Annotated in this window: 18 protein-coding genes; 12 read left to right on the top strand and 6 right to left on the bottom strand. The window is 46.9% G+C overall.

Annotated features, from left to right (window positions below; translation table 11 throughout):
• Nucleotides 1-409: 409 nt before the first annotated feature.
• On the top strand, nucleotides 410-1,588 hold the full coding sequence (locus AB3N00_RS13515) for an alanyl-tRNA editing protein (protein WP_413034981.1): 1,179 nt from the start codon (nucleotides 410-412) through the stop codon (nucleotides 1,586-1,588).
• 369 nt (nucleotides 1,589-1,957) lie between these two features.
• Here AB3N00_RS13515 and AB3N00_RS13510 read toward each other — a convergent pair whose 3' ends face one another.
• Nucleotides 1,958-2,299, bottom strand: a complete 342-nt coding sequence (locus AB3N00_RS13510) for a DUF1801 domain-containing protein (RefSeq protein ID WP_413035276.1) — start codon at nucleotides 2,297-2,299, stop codon at nucleotides 1,958-1,960.
• 2 nt (nucleotides 2,300-2,301) lie between these two features.
• The gene (locus AB3N00_RS13505) at nucleotides 2,302-2,874 is read right to left on the bottom strand and encodes a GNAT family N-acetyltransferase (protein WP_413034980.1); all 573 of its coding nucleotides are present in this window, start codon (nucleotides 2,872-2,874) and stop codon (nucleotides 2,302-2,304) included.
• Between the two features lie 182 nt (nucleotides 2,875-3,056).
• On the opposite strand from AB3N00_RS13505, the gene AB3N00_RS13500 reads away from it, so the two are divergent.
• The 5 genes from AB3N00_RS13500 (at nucleotide 3,057) to AB3N00_RS13480 (ending at nucleotide 7,799) form a co-directional block, all read left to right on the top strand.
• On the top strand, nucleotides 3,057-3,524 hold the full coding sequence (locus tag AB3N00_RS13500; RefSeq protein ID WP_413034979.1) for a GNAT family N-acetyltransferase: 468 nt from the start codon (nucleotides 3,057-3,059) through the stop codon (nucleotides 3,522-3,524).
• A 212-nt stretch (nucleotides 3,525-3,736) separates the two neighbouring features.
• A complete protein-coding gene (locus tag AB3N00_RS13495; RefSeq protein ID WP_413034978.1) occupies nucleotides 3,737-5,089 on the top strand; it encodes an amino acid permease in 1,353 nt (450 codons plus the stop codon).
• Nucleotides 5,090-5,381: 292 nt separating this feature from the next.
• The gene (locus tag AB3N00_RS13490) at nucleotides 5,382-6,707 is read left to right on the top strand and encodes a WXG100 family type VII secretion target (protein WP_413034977.1); all 1,326 of its coding nucleotides are present in this window, start codon (nucleotides 5,382-5,384) and stop codon (nucleotides 6,705-6,707) included.
• Between the two features lie 19 nt (nucleotides 6,708-6,726).
• Nucleotides 6,727-7,059: a hypothetical protein gene (locus AB3N00_RS13485; RefSeq protein WP_413034976.1), complete on the top strand. Its 333-nt coding sequence runs from the start codon at nucleotides 6,727-6,729 to the stop codon at nucleotides 7,057-7,059.
• A 35-nt stretch (nucleotides 7,060-7,094) separates the two neighbouring features.
• Nucleotides 7,095-7,799, top strand: a complete 705-nt coding sequence (locus AB3N00_RS13480) for an endonuclease V (RefSeq protein WP_413034975.1) — start codon at nucleotides 7,095-7,097, stop codon at nucleotides 7,797-7,799.
• 248 nt (nucleotides 7,800-8,047) lie between these two features.
• On the opposite strand, the gene AB3N00_RS13475 is transcribed toward AB3N00_RS13480, so the two are convergent.
• Nucleotides 8,048-8,959 (bottom strand): LysR family transcriptional regulator, encoded by a 912-nt coding sequence (locus AB3N00_RS13475; RefSeq protein WP_413034974.1) that lies wholly within the window; start codon nucleotides 8,957-8,959, stop codon nucleotides 8,048-8,050.
• A gap of 131 nt (nucleotides 8,960-9,090) precedes the next feature.
• Here AB3N00_RS13475 and AB3N00_RS13470 point away from each other — a divergent pair, with 131 nt between their 5' ends.
• Nucleotides 9,091-10,137 (top strand): 2,3-butanediol dehydrogenase, encoded by a 1,047-nt coding sequence (locus AB3N00_RS13470; protein WP_413034973.1) that lies wholly within the window; start codon nucleotides 9,091-9,093, stop codon nucleotides 10,135-10,137.
• Nucleotides 10,138-10,284: 147 nt separating this feature from the next.
• Here AB3N00_RS13470 and AB3N00_RS13465 read toward each other — a convergent pair whose 3' ends face one another.
• Together AB3N00_RS13465 and AB3N00_RS13460 are read right to left on the bottom strand one after the other, a co-directional pair.
• Nucleotides 10,285-10,797, bottom strand: a complete 513-nt coding sequence (locus AB3N00_RS13465) for a GNAT family N-acetyltransferase (protein WP_413034972.1) — start codon at nucleotides 10,795-10,797, stop codon at nucleotides 10,285-10,287.
• 159 nt (nucleotides 10,798-10,956) lie between these two features.
• Entirely contained in the window at nucleotides 10,957-11,724 is a 768-nt protein-coding gene (locus tag AB3N00_RS13460; RefSeq protein WP_413034971.1) for an AraC family transcriptional regulator, read from the bottom strand.
• A 202-nt stretch (nucleotides 11,725-11,926) separates the two neighbouring features.
• On the opposite strand from AB3N00_RS13460, the gene AB3N00_RS13455 reads away from it, so the two are divergent.
• From AB3N00_RS13455 to AB3N00_RS13435, 5 genes are all read left to right on the top strand, one after another.
• The gene (locus AB3N00_RS13455) at nucleotides 11,927-14,248 is read left to right on the top strand and encodes a beta-L-arabinofuranosidase domain-containing protein (protein ID WP_413034970.1); all 2,322 of its coding nucleotides are present in this window, start codon (nucleotides 11,927-11,929) and stop codon (nucleotides 14,246-14,248) included.
• 78 nt (nucleotides 14,249-14,326) lie between these two features.
• Nucleotides 14,327-14,893, top strand: a complete 567-nt coding sequence (locus tag AB3N00_RS13450) for a Uma2 family endonuclease (protein ID WP_413034969.1) — start codon at nucleotides 14,327-14,329, stop codon at nucleotides 14,891-14,893.
• 366 nt (nucleotides 14,894-15,259) lie between these two features.
• Complete coding sequence (locus AB3N00_RS13445) at nucleotides 15,260-15,991, top strand: NfeD family protein (protein ID WP_413034968.1); 732 nt, start codon at nucleotides 15,260-15,262, stop codon at nucleotides 15,989-15,991.
• A 12-nt stretch (nucleotides 15,992-16,003) separates the two neighbouring features.
• Complete coding sequence (locus AB3N00_RS13440) at nucleotides 16,004-17,692, top strand: VWA domain-containing protein (RefSeq protein WP_413034967.1); 1,689 nt, start codon at nucleotides 16,004-16,006, stop codon at nucleotides 17,690-17,692.
• A gap of 18 nt (nucleotides 17,693-17,710) precedes the next feature.
• Nucleotides 17,711-18,850, top strand: coding sequence for a toxic anion resistance protein (locus AB3N00_RS13435; protein WP_413034966.1), 1,140 nt, complete (start codon nucleotides 17,711-17,713; stop codon nucleotides 18,848-18,850).
• A 118-nt stretch (nucleotides 18,851-18,968) separates the two neighbouring features.
• On the opposite strand, the gene AB3N00_RS13430 is transcribed toward AB3N00_RS13435, so the two are convergent.
• The gene (locus tag AB3N00_RS13430; protein WP_413034965.1) at nucleotides 18,969-19,502 is read right to left on the bottom strand and encodes a hypothetical protein; all 534 of its coding nucleotides are present in this window, start codon (nucleotides 19,500-19,502) and stop codon (nucleotides 18,969-18,971) included.
• Between the last annotated feature and the right edge of the window lie 17 nt (nucleotides 19,503-19,519).

The raw sequence follows: 19,519 nt of genomic DNA, 5'->3' as shown, positions 1-19,519 counted from the left end.
GGATTTCCTTGATCTCCCTTGATGGGAGAAATCCAGTGAATAGCGTATGCTTTCGATGTAGCTTCTTGCAGAAAGCTTTTAGGCGAACGCTCCGCTTCTCCAGATTCTTTCTGTCCGCTGCGCTCTAGTGTAAATTATACGTTCAGTGTAATCTTAAAGTTCATTTCATATCCAAGGTTTCGTTAAACGTGGATATAAGTAAGGAAGACCGCTCTGTAACTTGGTTTACAGAGCGGTCTTTTTGGTTTAAGAAGCTGTAGCGGTAGAGCAGAGATTTGGCTTGGTTATGTCAAATAGTGTAATCTGGAGAACAGGATAAGGAATGTACCCGGAACAGAGTGTGAAGTTCCATTCGGTGAAATGCTAAAGCAACGACCAAATTGAATGAAGAAGGGATCGGGATTATTCAATGACACAAAAGTTATACTATGACTCCGCGTACACACGGGAGTGGCATACACAGATTACAGGCAGAGTAGATAAGGAAGATGGCATCTATATCACGCTCGCGGAGACGGCTTTTTATCCGCATGGGGGAGGACAACCGTGTGATTTGGGCCGAATCGGAGGCGTTGCCGTACTTGACGTAAACATCGAAGATGGCGAGGTATGGCATAAGGTCGAGCAGGTACCTGAGCAGAAGGATGTGCACTGTGAGATTGACTGGGAGCGCAGGTTCGATCACATGCAGCACCACACAGGGCAGCACTTATTGTCAGCCATCACATTGAAGCTGGCTGATGCGATGACCCTCAGTTTTCATCTGGGCACTGAATATGCCACGATTGATGTAGCCGCAGCTGAACTGGGACCGAATCAACTGGCAGCCATCGAGCAAGAGGCCAACCGCCAAATTTACCGGAATGCCCGCATCAGCAGCTCTTGGGTCACTGCTGAAGAAGCAGCACGTCTGCCACTTGTGAAACAGCCTTCCGTAACCGAGGACATTCGCATTGTCGAGATGGAGGGTGTGGAATACAACGCTTGCGGCGGCACACATGTAGCCGCAACTGGGGAGATCGGCATGATTAAGCTGCTGAAAACCGAAAAGGTAAAGGGAAGCACGCGCATCTATTTTAAATGCGGATTCAGAGCATTAAACGAATTTACAGCAGCGCAGCACGTGTTAAACGGGATTTCGGTGAAATTAAAAACCAGCAGGGAAGAACTGCTCGATCGCATCGAGAAAATGGAAACTGATCAGAAACAGCTTCTGTCTGAGCTGAGTGCGGTCAAAGCCACCAATGATACCTACTATGCACAGGAATTGTTGTCAGCACGGGAAGGCCTGGTCATTGCCCAGGTGTTTGAGGACAAATCCCTCAAGGATATGCAGAGCCTGGCGACCAAACTGACGGAGGAACATGAGGGGATTGTGCTTTTTGCCAGCATCTCGGAAGCCAAGGTCGTTCTGGCACAGAACGGGCAGCCACCTGAGTGGTCTTGTGGACCGTTCTTCAAAGGCAATCTCGGAGCCTACCAAGGCAAAGGTGGAGGCAGTGACAGAATGGCTCAAGCGGGCTTTGCCAGCAGTGAAGATGCGATGGCCTTTTATGAGTTTACAAAGGACCAGCTGGGGCATCACTAAGTAGGTTTTTGCCTAAGATAAGGTATACAGAATTACGGAGAGCACGTCACGTTGTGGCGTGTTCTTTCACATGAGGGGATGCACTGCACAAGTAGAGCCAGGATATATCCTGCCATTTTCCTATGTTGTTCTCCGAATTAGAACCAATTAACAACCCAAATCATTCAAATCAATTTTATTTTGATAGAGCGGCTCAAAGAAACATCTAACACATCTAACCCATGTAATTCCTGTGTGACTTCATTGGGATATCCCTAATTGGCCGTGAACGTCAGCGGGAATTAAGAAGAATCAAGCTGACGCTCACGTGCAGGAATTAGTTCTCGCTCACTAGATCTGATCAATTACAGCCCCCAATTGTGCATCCTTCTACAATTCTGCAGATGCCTGTGTCAGGAGACCGGCCAGCCATTTGTAATCCGGAGTATCCTTTTCTTTGATTTTAATCGTTTTGCGTTCCTCCGGGCCTTCGAATATGCCGTCTGGCAGTTCCAGTCCGGTTGCATTAAAAATGGTGAAGGACACGGCCTGCTTGGAAGGAGAGATGACCGCGGCATATTTGCCGTTTTTCAGAAAGTGTGGCTTCTTGTACTGCATGCGCTCCTGCACGTCCGGGATGGAATCATGCACCAGCTGCCGCAATTGTCTTACAACGTCAACTTGCCATGGGATTGAGATTTGTTCCATAAAATCTGTAACTTCTGCATTCAAGGTCATACTGTTCCCTCCACATTTGTTAAATTGAGTGCTTCCCATTCCGGCTTCAGAATGCCCATCATCAGGCAGTCATAACGCCGTCCATCACGGTAAACTGCTGAGCGTGCACGTCCTTCCAGTTGAAAGCCGGCTTTCTCATAGGCACGAATACCTTTTGCATTATACGAAATGACGTCCAGTCCCACACGATCCAGATTCAGTTCATGGAACGCATATCGCAAAATCAGATTCAACGCTTCCGTTCCATACCCTTTGTTGCGATGTTCGGCAAGTCCGATGCCAATGGCAAGCTGTCCGCAGCGGTTGTTCCATTCAATGCTGTGAATGACAACAAAACCGATCAGTGTATCATCTTTATGCGTCCTGAGCCTGAAGTACACTTCTTTGTTTTTTGTTTCGCCCTCGTCTTCCAATTGTTTCTCTGAATAGGGGACGGCGATATCGGTATCCACATTTCGGAGATACTCCGGATCTTCATTCCATTGCAGCATCGTTTGCACGTCTTCAGCGCGTGGCGGTGTCATTTTTAGTCGTTTGCTATAAAACAGGTTGTCCGTTGTTAGTGTCATGTTGGTCTCGCCCCTTTGGAATCAGATAGCCTCATCATACTGGAAAATTCAGGGGATCACAATGCACTTTTCATTGGGTTTCCGGAATCTATTGTCAGCAAACTTGCCACAGTAGTAATATGAAATTATAGGTTTAAATTCAGTGATGGAATATACCAAAATTGTTGGCGGGAGTGGTTGTTATGGAGATCAGAGTGGATGATTTGAGTGGGGCTCAGGTTAAAGGATTGATTGCCGAACATTTGCTTGGGATGGCAGCAGACTCGCCGCCGGAAAGCATTCATGCGCTGGATCTGGATGGATTGAAGAAACCCGAGATTACATTCTGGTGTGCATGGGAAGGTGATGAACTGCTGGGATGCGGAGCCATGAAGGAACTAAATGCCGAGCATGGAGAATTGAAATCGATGCGTACGGTTAAGGCTCATCTACGAAAAGGCGTAGCGAGACAAATCCTGACACACATTATTGAGGTTGCCAGAAGCCGGGGGTACAAGCGGATCAGCCTGGAGACCGGATCGATGGATTCATTTATCCCGGCACGCAAGATGTATGAAGATTTTGGATTTGAATATTGCGAGCCTTTTGCAGATTATATATTGGACCCGAACAGTGCGTTTATGACGAAGGAGTTATCACCGCTCGGTTAATCCCCTAGTAGTTTCAATTTCGTTTTCAAAAGGGTAATCAACCAGGATTCTGCCTTCACAGGATTCTGGTTTTTTGACGTGGCCGCATGAATTGAATGAATTTGCCATAAGGAACTTCTGTGCTGAGGCATGAACAATAGGGTATACTGGAAATTATGTTATAAAAGCTTGAGAGAAGATTACAGACGTTGTTGACATCAGGAGGACTTGAATTGGCTCAGACAGAAGGAACATTACAGAAAAAGCTTAAACCAAGACACATCAGCTTCATGGCCATGGGTGGTGTCATTGGTACAGGAATTTTCAAAGGCAGTGCCGAAACGATTGGACTTGCAGGTCCGGGAGTGATCCTAACGTACATTTTTGCCGGACTATTACTGCTCGTCGTGATGGCTGCAATGGCGGAGATGGCCACCGTATACAAAAACAAAAACATGAAAGACTTCGTGCAGGAAGCCTTCGGCAGCAGGGTATCCTTTGTGATGGGATGGATGTACTGCTTCCTGTGGTTATCCGTGTGTGTCATTGAGGTAATCGCTGCGGGGAGCTTTTTGCAATATTGGTTCTCGGAAGTGCCGCTATGGATGCTGAGTCTGGCGTGTGCAGCATTTATTATACTCGTTAACCTGCTAAGTGTGGGGGTGTTCGGAGAGTTTGAGTTTTGGCTGGCAGGCATCAAAATCGCCATGATCATTATTTTTATCATCCTGGGTGCTGCTTTGATCTTTGGCATTATTCCAAGTGATAACACTCCTTATCTGCAAAATTACACGCAAGCCGGGGGGTTCCTTCCGAATGGATGGTCATCGATCTTCTCCGCGCTGCTGGTTGTCATGTTCTCGTATGGAGGCTCGGAGCTCATTGGTCTCACGCTAACCGAGACGGAAAATGCGGACAAGGTGATGCCCAAAATTGTAGGCAATTTCATGTTAAGAATCATTTTGTTCTTCACGCTGCCCATTCTCATCATCTGCGGTCTGATTCCATGGAATGAGCTTGGACCAGAGAGCAGTCCGTTTGTGCAGGTGCTGGCTTCCACAGGACTACCCGGTGCGGCGCATATTATGAACTTTATTTTGGTGACAGCGGTTCTCTCTGCTGCGAATTCGGGCATTTACGGTGCATCCCGAATGCTGCATTCGATGGCGGTGGGCGGTGAAGCGCCTAAGGCGCTGTCCCGAACGAATCGTAGCGGCAGCCCGGTGAATACGTTACTGGTTTGCTCCGTCATTTTGCTCGGAGGTTCCATGCTGGGACTGTTCGCTCAGGATCAATTGTTCCGCATATTGCTGGCGGTGCCTGGGTTCGTGGTTATGCTTGTATGGATCTGTATCGCCACTTCGCAGCTGAAACTGCGGAAGAGATATCCGGTCAAACCGACATTCAAAGTATGGGGCTTCCCTTACGTAACCGGAGCGGTGGTGCTGGCTCTTAGTGTGATTGCTGTAATGTTCGTGTTCGATGAAGGCAATCGGTTCAGCATCAGTATCTGCCTCGGTGTGCTTGCCGTGTTGATCATCTGGTCCTTGATCCGGTTCAGAAAGTCGAAAGGACAGGAAGTTTAAGGTTTGCAGAAGTATAACTGAACAGTGGAGGTATGTACCTCAAAATGGACCAAACATCTCGGCATTTATGCCGGGATGTTTTTTTATGTGCAAAGGAGAGCTCGGAGTGGAATCTGTTACATTTGGGATATATTGGGGGTAAAATGAACTAGATAAATAAACCAACAGACGCTACGAAATCGTCCACGAACTCTTTATAATAAAAGGCCATATGTTCATGTGGGATTTATACATATTCTAATTCTACGAATATTCATATAACAACGAAATACATATTCGGACGAGGTATGATATGACAACGATAAAAGTAACTCCTGACCAGTTGTTATCTGTTTCAAAACAGTTTGCAGTTGCACAGAGCCAGGTTTTTCAAATGAACAGTATCTTGAAACAACATTTATTCGAAATCGAAAGACAGTGGGATGGAAGCACGAAGGAAAAGTTTTATGTTGATTTTGTGGTTGCGCAAAAGGTAATGGATAACTTCGTTTCCTTATCTCTGTCGATTTCCAAAGAACTCGAAGGGCATGCTGAAAAATTCAGACTTGCAGATCAGCAAGCAGTGCAATCTTATGACTCGAGATGTGTTCCACCACCACCGGATGAATGCAGGGCTCCTGCAGCGGACAACCGTAATGCATTCCAAAAATCAGCTGACAGCTTGGCCGAGTTGGGCCATGCATTTATGCAATCTGCCGACGATCGATATCAAAAACGTTATGATAGTGTAGGGGGATTCCTGGATTACTGGACGTTCGGTATTCCGAGTGGTTTGGTTCAAGGATATGTAGACAGGGCCAATAAAGCATTTGACTCCCCAAATGATACAGCGAACTGGTTAACATTCGGTATTCATGGCACGATTCGGGAGGCTACGATGCCAACCAATGCCTGGTCCAGTGAGCACTGGGCGAATATGATTGGCATGGGAGGGTTGGTGGTTGGAACAGGGTATGCTTCTTCTCTAATCAAACCACATAATCTGCTGACTTCATCAGGAGGCGGTGTGAAAATAAATGCGTTCACACGTCCACCGGGTACAGGACAAATGACGGGCGGATTTAATGGCTTTCAAGATCCCCGCATGCGAGTTTTGGAAAACATTGCTGAGAGTAAAAAGGCGCGAGAGTCCTCAAGAATTTCCGAGTTTGCGGAGAAGGAGAGGGAGATTGGCAAGAGAACAGACAATGATAAAGATATGTTCAGAAAAGATACAGATGATCCGTTAAAAGAAGTTCTTGGTCCTGGAAGAGAATCCCACCCTGAAAAATGGAAAGAAATTATTGATAACTTGGAATCAAATGGTGTCGAAGTTATTCATAGGGGCGAGGATATGGCATATTCCCCAAAAAGAGGGGGACCTGGACAATTAATTATAAATGAAGATGCTTCGATAGGGGCACTTGTACATGAATATACACATTACCTAGACGATATGAACAAGGGATTTCCGGGAATGAGCTATCATTTCCAAACTTTGAATCGTGTTAAAATGGAATTGAATGCATACATGAGAGAAATAAAAATAGCTGAAGAATTAGGGCGGAATGATATTGCAAATGCTCTGTTTGAAAACTATTTGCGAGAAAGAAAGACATTAACGAGTCACTTAAAATAAATAAGATGGGGTAATTAAAATGAACTTGATAAAAAAAATCGAAGAAGGAAAATGTTCAATTGAAGAGTTGCAACTATTATTAAATGAAGAAAATCCAATAGTCTTGTATCATGTAATGACTTATATAGGCAAAGAAAAATTGGACACAAAAGGTATAAAGGAAAAGTTGGAGGAGTTATCGTCCAAAAGAGGATCTTCAGATAAGTTATTAGGCTATTATAAGGTGGGAGATCTGGCAATAGCTACTCTAATTAAATTAGGAAAAGCACCTTCTAAGCTATCTAGTTATCAATCGCTGAGTGAATTTGATCAAAAAATGATTATAAATTTACTCGAAGAGTTAGAATGGTAGATGATCAGGTTCTCTCTAGAGAAAGAGGTGCCCCAATGAATCAACTTAACATTTTACTCCCTGAACCATTCAACGAAGAAACCTTTGATCAGATTCAGCGGGAGCTGGTAGAACGTATAAACTTGCAAAACAGCTTCAAAAAAGAAGACATCCATCTCGTGGCAGGAGTAGACTTGGCGTATTGGGAGGAAGAGGGACGCACACGGGCCGTGTGCTGTATTTGTGTAGTGGATTATACCACCCATGAGATCGTGGAGACGAAGTCCTTGCAGAATGAGACCAAGGTACCGTACATTGCAGGATACCTGTCATTCAGAGAACTGCCGCTCATTTTGGATACCTTCAACCAACTGGAGAACGATCCCGATTTAGTCATGTTTGACGGTAACGGATATCTGCACCCGCGGCATATGGGAATAGCCACACATGCTTCGTTTTACCTCAACAAGCCTACCATCGGCATCGCCAAAAGCTATCTCCGAATTCAGGACACGGACTATGAGATGCCAGCTAGCGAATCGGGGGCATTTACGGATATTGTGATTGACGGTGAAATCTATGGGCGTGCACTTCGAACGCAGCAGCAGGTCAAACCAATCTTTGTTTCCTGCGGTAACGGGATCGATCTCGATACCTCTACAGAAGTGACTTTGGCGTTGATTAACAAAGAAAGCCGATTGCCCATCCCTGTAAGACAGGCTGATTTGGAAACAAAAAAGCACAGAGCAGCACGAAGATAAGTGGACGACGCTGAAGGCAAAACAGGGCCACCATTAGACGGATAGTTCCAAGAAGTGGCCCGACTTCCATTTTGCTGGGGCATCAAACGAATGAGATGAGCGAGGCCGTTAGAAAAGTAAAAGTAAAGATATGTTACGAACGAGAAGGTACCCAGGCTGCTGGAGACAGGATGTGAAGAGACATCCCCAGCGTATGGCGTACTTTTTTTTGATGGGCATGGATGTTGTAGCAGTTTTCAAGAAAACCCTTAATTCTTTAAGTAATCCAGCTCAATCGCCTGCCTGAACTTCTGGGCAAACCGCTCTGCGGCTGCGGCGACCTCCTTGGACTCGGTTTGTACGAAGCCGATTTGCATCTTGGGCTGGTCGATGGAGGCAATCTCTACCATCTTCACCAGACCTTCCTTCCATAACGAATTTTGATAGAAGGAGAAGTCGTGACCGATGCTGGCTGCTATATTGTTTCGAAGCACCGTGTTGATCGCTTCCGAGTTGTTGGTCTTGAAGAGAATGGACAATGCTCCATAATCATACGTAAAATCCTGAATAAAATCTTCTATGAATCCATCCCGGTAGAGCGCGAGAGGATGCTCCTTCAGTTGATCTGGAGTCACCCGGTTAAGCTTGGCCAGATCGGACTGATGGTGGGTGCCCACAACCAGTTTGCCGGAATACATCGGGCTGAAATGCAGTCCGTCGAATTCACGCAGCTGTTTCGTGTAGATGGCAATGAAACCAAGGTGTGCCTTGTTGTTCCGGATATCTTCGATAATCTCCATGGAACCTTTCTCTTCAATCGAGATGTTCAGCCGGGGATGCTCCCGTTTCATATCGGCAGTAGTTTGGACAAGGTAATGCATGACACTGGGAAAGGTAGCTACATGCAGGTCGCCTGTCAGGCAGGAGGCTTCCGCATTGAGTGATTTCAATTCATCGACCCGCTGCAAAATGTCCAGCGCCTTGGCAATGAACTGTTTACCTTCCAGTGTAGGGTGAGTCCCCTGTCGTGAGCGTTCGAACAGAGTCAGGCCAAGCTCCTTTTCAAGACGGTGGATAGATTGACTGATGGCCGATTGAGTAACATGCAGGTGCTCCGAGGCGGCGGAGAAGGATTGGGTTTTGGCAATTTCAACGACATATTCAAGCTGTTCCAGATTCATGGGTTCATCTCCGTTTTAGCATTAGTTCTACTAATATTAACATTAGTATCTATAAATATGAATAATACGTGAACGGCGATATAATATATAGACGAGCTATTTTATAAGCTTAACTAAAGGGGATGAATTTCATGAAAGCAGCAGTATGGTACGGCCATAAAGATGTTCGAGTGGAAGAACGTGAAATTCCGGTTGCTGGGTCGGGACAAGTCAAAATTAAAGTGGAATATGCCGGGATCTGCGGCAGTGACTTGCATGCTTATCACCACGGTGTAGGGATTCAGGAAGGCGAAAATCATCCGCTCTCAGGTCAGAAGGCACCATTGACACTCGGACACGAGTTTGCCGGAACGGTTAGTGAATTGGGAAGTGATGTAAGCGGTATCAGCGTTGGGGACCGTGTCGTTGTAGAGCCATTGTATCATTGTGGCAAATGCGAATACTGTATCCAGGGACGCTATAATCAGTGTACTGAATTCGGATTCGTTGGATTGAACGGTGATGGTGGCTTTGCCGAATATGTTGTTGTTGAGGCGTATATGGTCCACCCATTGCCAGACAACGTTTCTTTTGAAGAAGGTGCACTTGTCGAGCCTACAGCCGTGGCGTTCCATGCCGTTCGTCACAGCAAACTGAAAGTGGGACAGAAGGTGGCCGTGTATGGTGCAGGTCCAATCGGGCTGCTGACGATTCTATCTGCCAAAGCGGCAGGAGCTTCTACGATCTATGCAGTTGACGTGTTTGAGGAACGTCTGAACCTGGCAGCCAAATTGGGAGCCATTCCGGTGAACAGTGCCAAAGTAAATGCAACAGAAGTCATTTTGCAGCAATCTGGCGGAATTGATGTTGCCTATGAAGCGGCAGGGGTGCAACCTACAATGGACAGCGCCGTGGCTGTGGTCAAAAAAGGTGGGGAAGTAGTAGTCATTGCAGCCATCCCTAACCCGCTGCAGGTGAACTTCTTCGACCTTCTGGTGAAGGAAGCGAATCTGACGGCCACCCTGGCATATCGCCACATTTTCCCTGAAGTGATCTCTCTGATTGCCGAAGGAGTGCTCGATGTGAAACAGGTCATCACCAAAAAGATCAAGCTAGATAACATCGTGGAAGAAGGACTTGAGCTGCTGATGAGCGACAAGAGCCATGCGAAAATTTTGGTGGAAATCGGCGCGGAATAAGCACATTTTGAATGAGTAGATTTCAATGAACAGGCCGCTCGTAATGAGCGGCCTGTTCTGTATTTAAGATTATATGTGCAGAAACTCATATCCTCGTTTGTTCATTTTCCTGCGGTTATGCCCCTCATGTCACAATTCCCAGATGAATTATGCATCATAACGATAACAAATGGCATTGCCACCGTTGTTGGTTGTACTGAATTCTGCATCTTCAACAAAGCCAAAACGCTCATATAAGCGGATGGCATTGACCATTTGTCCGCCCGTATACAGATATACGGTGTTTTTGCCCATGTCTTTGGCAGATTCCACACATTGACGAAGGAGCTCTCGGGCAATGCCATGACCCCTCCATTTCGGATCCACGCCCAACAGGCGAATAAATGGATAATCAATAGGGAGTTCAAAATTTGGATATGCCTTGTGTGCCGTTTCGAATAATTGCACAGTCCCTACAACCTGATCGTCTACTTTGGCGACCCATAATTGTGCGAGATAGGGATTGTCCAACGATTCCTTCATGTCTTTCACATAAGCTTCCCATCGTTCCTGATCTTGGAACGTATCCTTGTACTCGGCGTAACTTGCAACGAGTATATGTACAATCTGTTCATGATCAGCCTCTGAAGCGGGATGAACCGTGACTGCCGTTGTCGTCATCTTAATTTCTCCTTCTGGAATGGGGTGGATATAAAATATAGTTATTTTACATCTTATCATGTCTACATGAATTGGATTAATTAAAACTTTCTATGGAGTATTCACTAATTTCTATGAGTTAGCCATAGCGAATGTTCTAATTTTTGTACAATCCGTGCTTCAAGAGCGGTTGAGTTGAGTGGAATACAGGTTGTTGCGATATTCGGTTGGCGTATTGCCTTCGTACTGCTTGAACATGCGCAGGAACAGTTTGTAATCCGAGAATCCGCATTGCCCTGCAATTTCCTTTACACTGGCATTGGTATTGAGCAGCAGCTGTTTGGCACGATTGATCCGCTCGGTGAGAATGTACGTTTTTAGGCCGATGCCTTTTTCGCGTTTCACCATTTTGGAGATATAGTCCTTGTTAAAACTGAAATGCTCCGCAATCTTGCCTACCGTGATATCCGTATGGAGATGAATATCCACCCACTTGCAGATGTGGTCAACGATTGCGTTATGGGTCCGGTAATCTGCCTCCGTGTTGCGCTCCAGCTCTTTTAACAGCAGCAGAAGTGCTGCATCTGCCTCTTCCGGGGAAAACGATGAGACATGCAGCAGCTGCTTGAACAGCTGATTGGCCGTTGACGGTACCTGGATGGTCGCATGAGTGGGATAACGGTCGAATCCTTCGGCAATCGTGTCATAATGAACCCAGTAAAAGCTGACGGGAGCATCGCTAACCTGGTAACCATAATGGATACGCCCAGCCCTCAGAAACAGCAGGTCATTCTGACGGATGACATACTGCTCCTCTTCCTCCGCAATATACATCTCACCTTCCAGCATGAGAATGATCTCATGCACAGGCATGATCCGTTTCATATGTGTCCAATTGCCTTCCGATATGAACTTGCCGCACAGATAATATTCGAGTGGCTTTTGCATAGGACGGATTTATCCACCTTTTCTTGGATTATGAGTCTGATGTAGTTGTATTTTATTTGATAATATGTGGATATTCAAGGGTTTATATGAATTTGAAGTCATGCGGCATAAGGATTGTAACACGGATTTTACCCTTTCATATGCGACTATAACTACACCTGGAAACGGAATAATTACTACATAATGAGGAGGAGTATGAACCATGATTGAAACGAAAAAGGGATTTCTGGGTCCCGAACACGTGCATTTGTTAAACGGGGTTTTTCAAACATCTCAAGAGGTAGGAGAACGGTACCTGTCATCACTGGATATCGATCGGTTCCTGGCTCCATGTTACGAGGCACACGGTTTACCCGCGAAGAAGGAACGGTATGCGGGCTGGGAAGCGCGGACAATCAGTGGGCACTCTCTGGGACATTATCTGTCTGCTCTTGCTGTAACTTACCAGGCGACAGGCAATGAGAAGCTCAAGCAAACACTGGATTACGCCGTCACCGAACTTGCAGGAATTCAGCAGGCGACAGGCAGCGGATATATCGGCGGTCTGACCGAGGAAGCCTTTGATGCGGCATTTCGGGCCGAGCGTATTGGCAGTTTTGATATCAATGGATTCTGGGTTCCATGGTACAGTGTGCACAAAATCTATCGTGGTCTTATTGATGCTTACAAACTTACGGGTAATCAGCTTGCTCTTGACGTGGTTATCCGGTTCGCGGATTGGGCAGTGGAGGGCATGAGTGGCATGACAGAGGAACAGGTACAGACGATGCTCCAGTGTGAGCATGGCGGCATGAACGAAGTGTTCGCTCATTTGTACGGCATAACGGGTCAATCCGTTTATCTCGATATGGCCAACCGGTTCACCCACCAAATGATCCTTGAGCCATTGGAACATAAGCAGGACGACCTTCAAGGCAAACACGCCAATACCCAAATTCCAAAAGTAATCGGCGCGGCCGAAATCTATAACCAAGATCATTCCCATAAGAGTTACCGGACGGCAGCGGAGTTTTTCTGGGACACAACGATTCATCACCGCTCCTATGTGTTTGGTGCCACAAGCATCTCGGAACATTATGAAGCGAAGGGCATGGAGAGTCTCGGCATCAAAACCGGAGAGAGCTGCTGTACCCACAACATGATGCATCTGACGAAACAGCTGTTTGCCTGGAACCCGGACAGCGCCTACATGGACTATTATGAAAACGCCATCTATAATCACATCCTGGGGACACAGGACCCCGATACAGGCAACAAAACGTATTTTGCTTCCACGCTGCAGGGCCATTACAAAATCTACGGGACACATGATACCGCATGGTGGTGCTGCACAGGCTCCGGGATGGAGAATCCCGGCAAATACACGGAGGCGATCTATTATGAGGATGAACAGGACCTGTACGTGAACCTGTATATTGCATCCCAGCTGGACTGGACGTCACAGGGACTATCCCTGAAGCTCGAAACCGATTTCCCTTATTCGGAAAAAGTAAACCTGACGATCACCGGAGGCCATGCCTCGGCCAATCTAAAACTACGCGTGCCTTCATGGCTGCAGGAGCCAATGACGGCAACCGTCAACGGGGATACGGCACATCCGTATACTCGGATGGAACCCGGCTATCTCTCCATCCAGCGCACATGGTCTGCCGGGGATGTCGTCACGATCACCCTGCCGATGTCGCTGCGACAGTACACGTCCAGGGATGATACGTACAAGGTAGCGTTCCTGTATGGTCCCATCGTGCTGGCAGGGGCACTGGGAAGCGAAGGACTGCCGGAGGATACCATTGTGGACGAGACGGCCCTGAATCCGAAGACGGCCCCGGTACCCGTGATTTGGACGGAGCAGGAGGATGTCCGGGAATGGATCAGAGTCGTGGATGCGGGTACATTAACGTTTGAACTTAGCAAGGATGTCACGTCCACGGGCGAACCCGTGAAGCTGATCCCGTTTTACGATGTGCATCATGAGTTTTACACGGTATACTGGCCGTTTAACGATGAAGGTGATGCGCTGGAGAAAGAACTGAACGATATCACCATCGACAGGGTACAGCCGGATGGTCAGCAGGACGAGATCGGTCATCATCTGGACAGCAACTGCCGTGCAGAACACCATAACGGTTCATACACGGACAGCCGCAACAGGCTGCATATGTGGCGTGAAGCCTTTGGCGTCAGCGGAGCGTATTTCAGCTACCAACTGGCCGTGGAAAGTTCAGGTACGAATATTTTGTGCGTTGGCTATTGGGGCGGGGATCATTCACCATTTGAACGCGAAGGAACGAGATATGCCAGAGAGTTCAACATTGTGGTGGATGGAACCGTAGTCGGCGAGCAGCGAATTCATATGAACAAGATCGGTGAAGTGTTTTATGAGACCTATGATATTCCTGAGACGGTTACCTCCGGTAAAGACAGTGTGACAGTAACATTTCAGGCCATTGGTGATCGTGGTTGTGCAGGAAAAGTCGTAGAGGTGCGTACAACCCGAAGCAAGCCGAAATCCCAGATCTCATAAATCGGCAGCGCATGGAAATCAGCAAACACAAGGGCATAATGAGGACAAAGTCGATTAGGGATCAGGGAGGTTGAATGTGTGGCAAAACCGGATAACAAAGGTATCTATAGCTTTCAGGATTGGCTGACCTGGGAAGGAGCATGGGAACTCATTAACGGCAAAGCCTATAATATATCCTCGACACCGACTTCCATGCACCAATTTATAGTGGGCGAGCTGCATTTCTCCTTGCGAACTTTTTTGCAGAACCAAAAATGCTATGTGTTTGTTGCACCCTTCGATGTGTATTTTAGCGAAAATGAACAATACGATACACCAGATCATGTTGTACAACCAGATCTGTCCATCATTTGTTCCAAGGACCAAATCTCCAAAAATGGCTGTCACGGTGCACCGTCTTTGATTATAGAAGTATTGTCTCCTTCGACTGCCTTGAAGGATTTTAATGAGAAATTTAATTTGTATCAGAAATATGGCGTACATGAATACTGGATTGTCGATCCTGGCAACCAGACTGTACATGTTTATACGCTAGAGGATGGAAGCTATCAGGATCGTAGATTGTATACGGAAGATCAGACGATTCAATCGAAGCTGTTCCCGGAACTGGCGATCCCTTTTCAGCAGCTGTTCAGACTGGAATAGAAGTGAAAATAGAAATACTCCGGCGCCCTGCGTCGGGGTATTTTTGTACGCTTTTTCCAGCCAGTCCTATATAAAAAATGACACGCAGCTTCGGCTTCCACGTATTACCTGTAAATCTTTCTTTTTCCGTTACAGGATAATTCCGAGTTTTTTCTTCGTCCGAATTGTACCCGCTGTCATGAGATTACAAAATTTGTCCACGTGTCCATGGATATGAAATGGGATGAGCCTGCGCCACGTATATTATGAATATCCACATTCATCGACCTGAATAAGACAACATCATGTACAATGAAGGATATATTTGATGGAAAATATATACACTAGGTCCATCATATAGCGAGAAAGGAGGTCAGATCATATACGATGACCAAGTACATAAAATGGCTGGGCCTGATCTTCGGCGTTGTCGTCATCAATGTTCTTTTGTTTTCGCCTGGATTCATTGGACTTGGCTTCAGTGGTGGGGCATTTGCAACCGCGTTGTCCGTAACCCTTCTGTTCGGGAGTGTGATGGCTCTCTTTTATGGAAGTTACACCCTGCTGTTTAAACAGCCCGTGGTCTTGCCCGTCAAGCAGATCGAAACCCATGAAGATTATGTGGAAGCACTCTCCTTTTATAGGCGCATTAAAGTGCTTGAAGAAGATATTACGCTGGGATTGTCCCAATTAAGCCGGATGAAGAAAAAGAAAGAAACGCTCCTGAACGTGCTGAACCAGCGGTTCGATCCGGGGGAGCTGAGCTACAAGAAATTTGCCTCCGTAACGCTTGAAGTGGAGAAGCTGCTGTATCTCAACATTCGAAGCGTGCTGAACAGACTCCATGTATTCGATGAAGCCGAATACGCCGCCCTGATGAAATCCAAATCCTCCAAGATTCCACCAAAACTATTCCAGGAAAAAACCAAAGTATATAACGACTATCTATCTTATGTGAAAGACTCGCTCCATACCAATGAAGAAATACTGCTCAAACTCGACCAGCTGCTGCTGGAAATATCACGTCTGGACAGTTTTGAAGCCGGGGATATCGAACAGATGCCCTGCATGCAGGACATTGATCAGTTAATTAAGCACACCAAATTATACAGACAGTGAGGGGTTGCTTCTATGGCGAAGAAGGGGAAGTTTTTTTTCATATCCATTGTGATGCTGGTGCTCGTGTTCGGCCTGGTCTATGCAGGCATTACGTTGACATCGAACTTCGGTAAATCCAGTACACAGGTGACAACGGAGAACGCAGGCAAAGAGTTGGGCAAGTTGTATGCTGACATTGCACCGGCATCGGCTGAACCTGTGAAGGGACAGATTGATCTGGATCCGGTTGATGTGGCAGATTCCCTGCCGGACATCTCCAAGTTCCCGATTACCGTTGAGAATACGACGAATGAGTATGTCGAAATTTTCTCGTCCATCGAGAAATCGGGCACCGGGGCAGACGGCTGGTTAACCGAGGTCAGTGAAGAATTCAACAAGGCGAACATTACAGTGGGCGGTCAACCCGTATCGGTAAAAATCCGCAATATCGCTTCCGGTACGGCTGCCGATTACATCAAGTCCGGCAAATACGTGCCTGATGCATACACACCTTCCAATGAACTGTGGGGCGAGATGGTTGCCGCAAGCGGTGTGAAGACCGAAAAGGTATCCGAACGCCTGGTGGGGAATGTCCCCGGAATTGTTATTTCCAAAGCAAAATATGATTCGCTCGTTGACACGTACGGCTCCGTCAATGTAAAAACGGTCACCGAAGCGATCGCCAATAATGAACTCGCAATGGGGTATACCGATCCGTTTGCCAGCTCCACAGGACTTAACTTTCTTGTGACGGCACTGAATACGTACGATAGCTCCAATCCGCTGGGGGAGAAAGCGGTTGAAGGCTTCGAGAAATTTCAGGCTAACGTACCGTTTACGGCTTCCACAACCATTCAGATGCGTGAAGCGGCGAAATCAGGTCGACTGGACGCCTTTGTGCTCGAATACCAAACGTATGTTAACACCGCTGATCTGAAAAGCGGATATGTCTTTACACCATTTGGCGTAAGGCATGACAGTCCGCTGTATGCACTGGGGCAGCTGCCGCAAAACAAACAGGAGATCATCCAAAAGTTCGCGGAATTCGTCACCCAGGCGAAATATCAACAGTCGGCTGAAGAGTTTGGATTTAACGGTTTGCAGGACTACAAGTCCGAGCTGGCGACCGTCGATGGTGGCACGTTATTATCCGCACAGAAAGTATGGAAAGAGAAAAAGAACGGCAGCAAACCGATCGCGGCTGTATTCGTGACCGACGTATCCGGAAGCATGGATGGGGAGCCACTGAACCGACTGAAAGAATCCCTCCGCAAAGGTCAGAAATATCTGGGCACAGACAACAGCATTGGCCTCGTTTCCTATTCCAGTGGCGTAACCGTGAACCTGCCGATTGCCAAGTATGATACCAACCAACAGTCCATGTTCGTAGGTTCCGTCGATAGTTTGCAAGCAGGCGGCGGTACGGCGACCTTTGATGGAATCATTGTAGCCATGAAGATGCTGGAGGACTATATGGCTGCTGATCCGAACGTGAAGCCGCTGATTTTTGTACTGAGTGATGGAGAGACCAACGAAGGACATACACTGAAGGATATTCGTGAACTGGTAGAGACCTATCAAGTGCCGATCTACACGATCGGATACAACGCAGACATTAAGGCTTTGGAGAGCATCTCCAGCATTAACGAAGCGGCCAGCATCAACGCCGATACCGACGATGTCGTATACAAGATCGGAAACCTGTTTAACGTGCAGATGTAAATTTAAGGGGGAGTTTGGATGTCGTTTTCGATGGAGATACCCAGCCAGAAGGAGATTCAGAAGGTCATAGAGGAAGAGGTGAAGCCCGTACCGGCCGAGGTGGCAGAGCTGCAGCAAGTGGCAAACGCCAACGTGGAGATGATCATGTCGCTGGATTTGGAGTCGCTGGATAAACGCAAGGAGATTTTGCAATCCATTGAAGGCTTTGGCATGAACACGATGAGATCCTCTTCGGAGAAAAACGCGCTGCTTCAAGTCTCTGTTGGACATCTGTCCAAGACCGGAGACGAAGGCGGTCAGGTCGCCAAAGGGTTGACCGAGCTGCACATGCAACTGAAGGATCTCGACCCGAGCGTGGTCGACTTCGCCAAGACCGGATTCCTCGGCAAATTGTTCAATCCGCTGCGGGCCTATTTTCTCAAATATCAGAAGGCCGATGCGGTCATCGCTGACATCGTAACTTCCCTGGACAAAGGAAGAGCCACATTGCGCAACGACAATACAACGCTGGAGATTGAGCAGCAGACCCTGCGGGAACTGACCAAACGGCTGCAAAAAGAAATCCAGCTTGGCGTGCTTATGGATGAGTCGATTGACGGACAGATCGAGGCCGCCAAGGTGCGGAATGAGGACCCGGAGAAGGTCCGTTTTATCACAGAAGAGGTTCTGTTCCCGCTGCGTCAGCGCGTGATGGATCTGCAGCAGATGCTGGTCGTGAACCAGCAGGGCATTATGGCGATTGAAGTCGTCATCCGCAACAACAAGGAACTGATTCGAGGGGTAGATCGGGCGAAGAATGTAACCATTTCGGCACTGAAAATTGCCGTTACTGTAGCGAGTGCATTATATAACCAAAAGATTGTATTGCAGAAGATCGAGCTGCTTAATCAGACGACCAATGACCTGATCGCAGGCACGTCCAAAATGCTCAAGGATCAGGGGATTGCCATCCAAAAGCAGGCGTATGATGCCAGCATATCGGTTGATACGATGAAGCAGGCCTTCACGGATGTACTGTCCGCATTAGATTCCATTAGTGTATATAAGCAGGAGGCACTACCGCGAATGCGGGAAACGATTAACCAGTTCCGTGAGCTTGCGGACACCGGAGAGCATCAGATCCAGCGTTTGGAGAAAGGGCAGAAGCTGGGGCTCTAATCAAAGAGAGAAATAAATACGTATCAGATCGTTATCTTTATTTATAATTAGAAAAAGCGACCGTTCTCCATTAATTATGGGGAATGGTCGCTTTTCTGGGTTTCTATTGAGATAGGTACTAGCTGCCATACCCCAAACTTCTTGCATAAGCGTATAACTGTTCTTCGCATTGGTCCATTAGAACACCAGCGGTGTTTACTTTTGCATTACCCTGTTTTAGTAACGTGTAATTCACTTTGTTCTTGGATACTGCCTTTTGGTACAGGAGGTACCCCTCGAGCTGAGTGTAGCTTGCCTTGATAAATATGGCGTGGATTTTCTTGATTTTCGGGTTGGTAGGCTTGATTTGTTTTGCCTTGGATACCAATTTCGTATAATTGGGGATCACCGTATTTGTAAGTTTAAGATACATGGACTTGCGATTCGTTGAAGTTACCTGGGTGTCGATGCTTTCCAAAGCGGTAAAGGCTTTGGCCTCATAAGTTTCAAGAGCAAATAACTGAGTAGTGTACTCTTTAAATTCTTCATAACTCTGATCTGAATATGTAGAGGTTGCTGCATTGACTGCATTGGCAGAAGCAGCTGGAGAGAGAAGCACTCCGGCAATCAAAACAAAACTGGTAATCAATGATATAATCCACGACTTCTTCAATTGTAATGTCATCCTCC

This window comes from Paenibacillus xylanilyticus (assembly GCF_047246825.1).
Taxonomy (GTDB): Bacteria; Bacillota; Bacilli; order Paenibacillales; family Paenibacillaceae; genus Paenibacillus; species Paenibacillus xylanilyticus_B.
The sequence above is the reverse complement of the archived record's forward strand: the minus strand, read 5'-3'. Positions and strand labels throughout refer to the sequence as shown.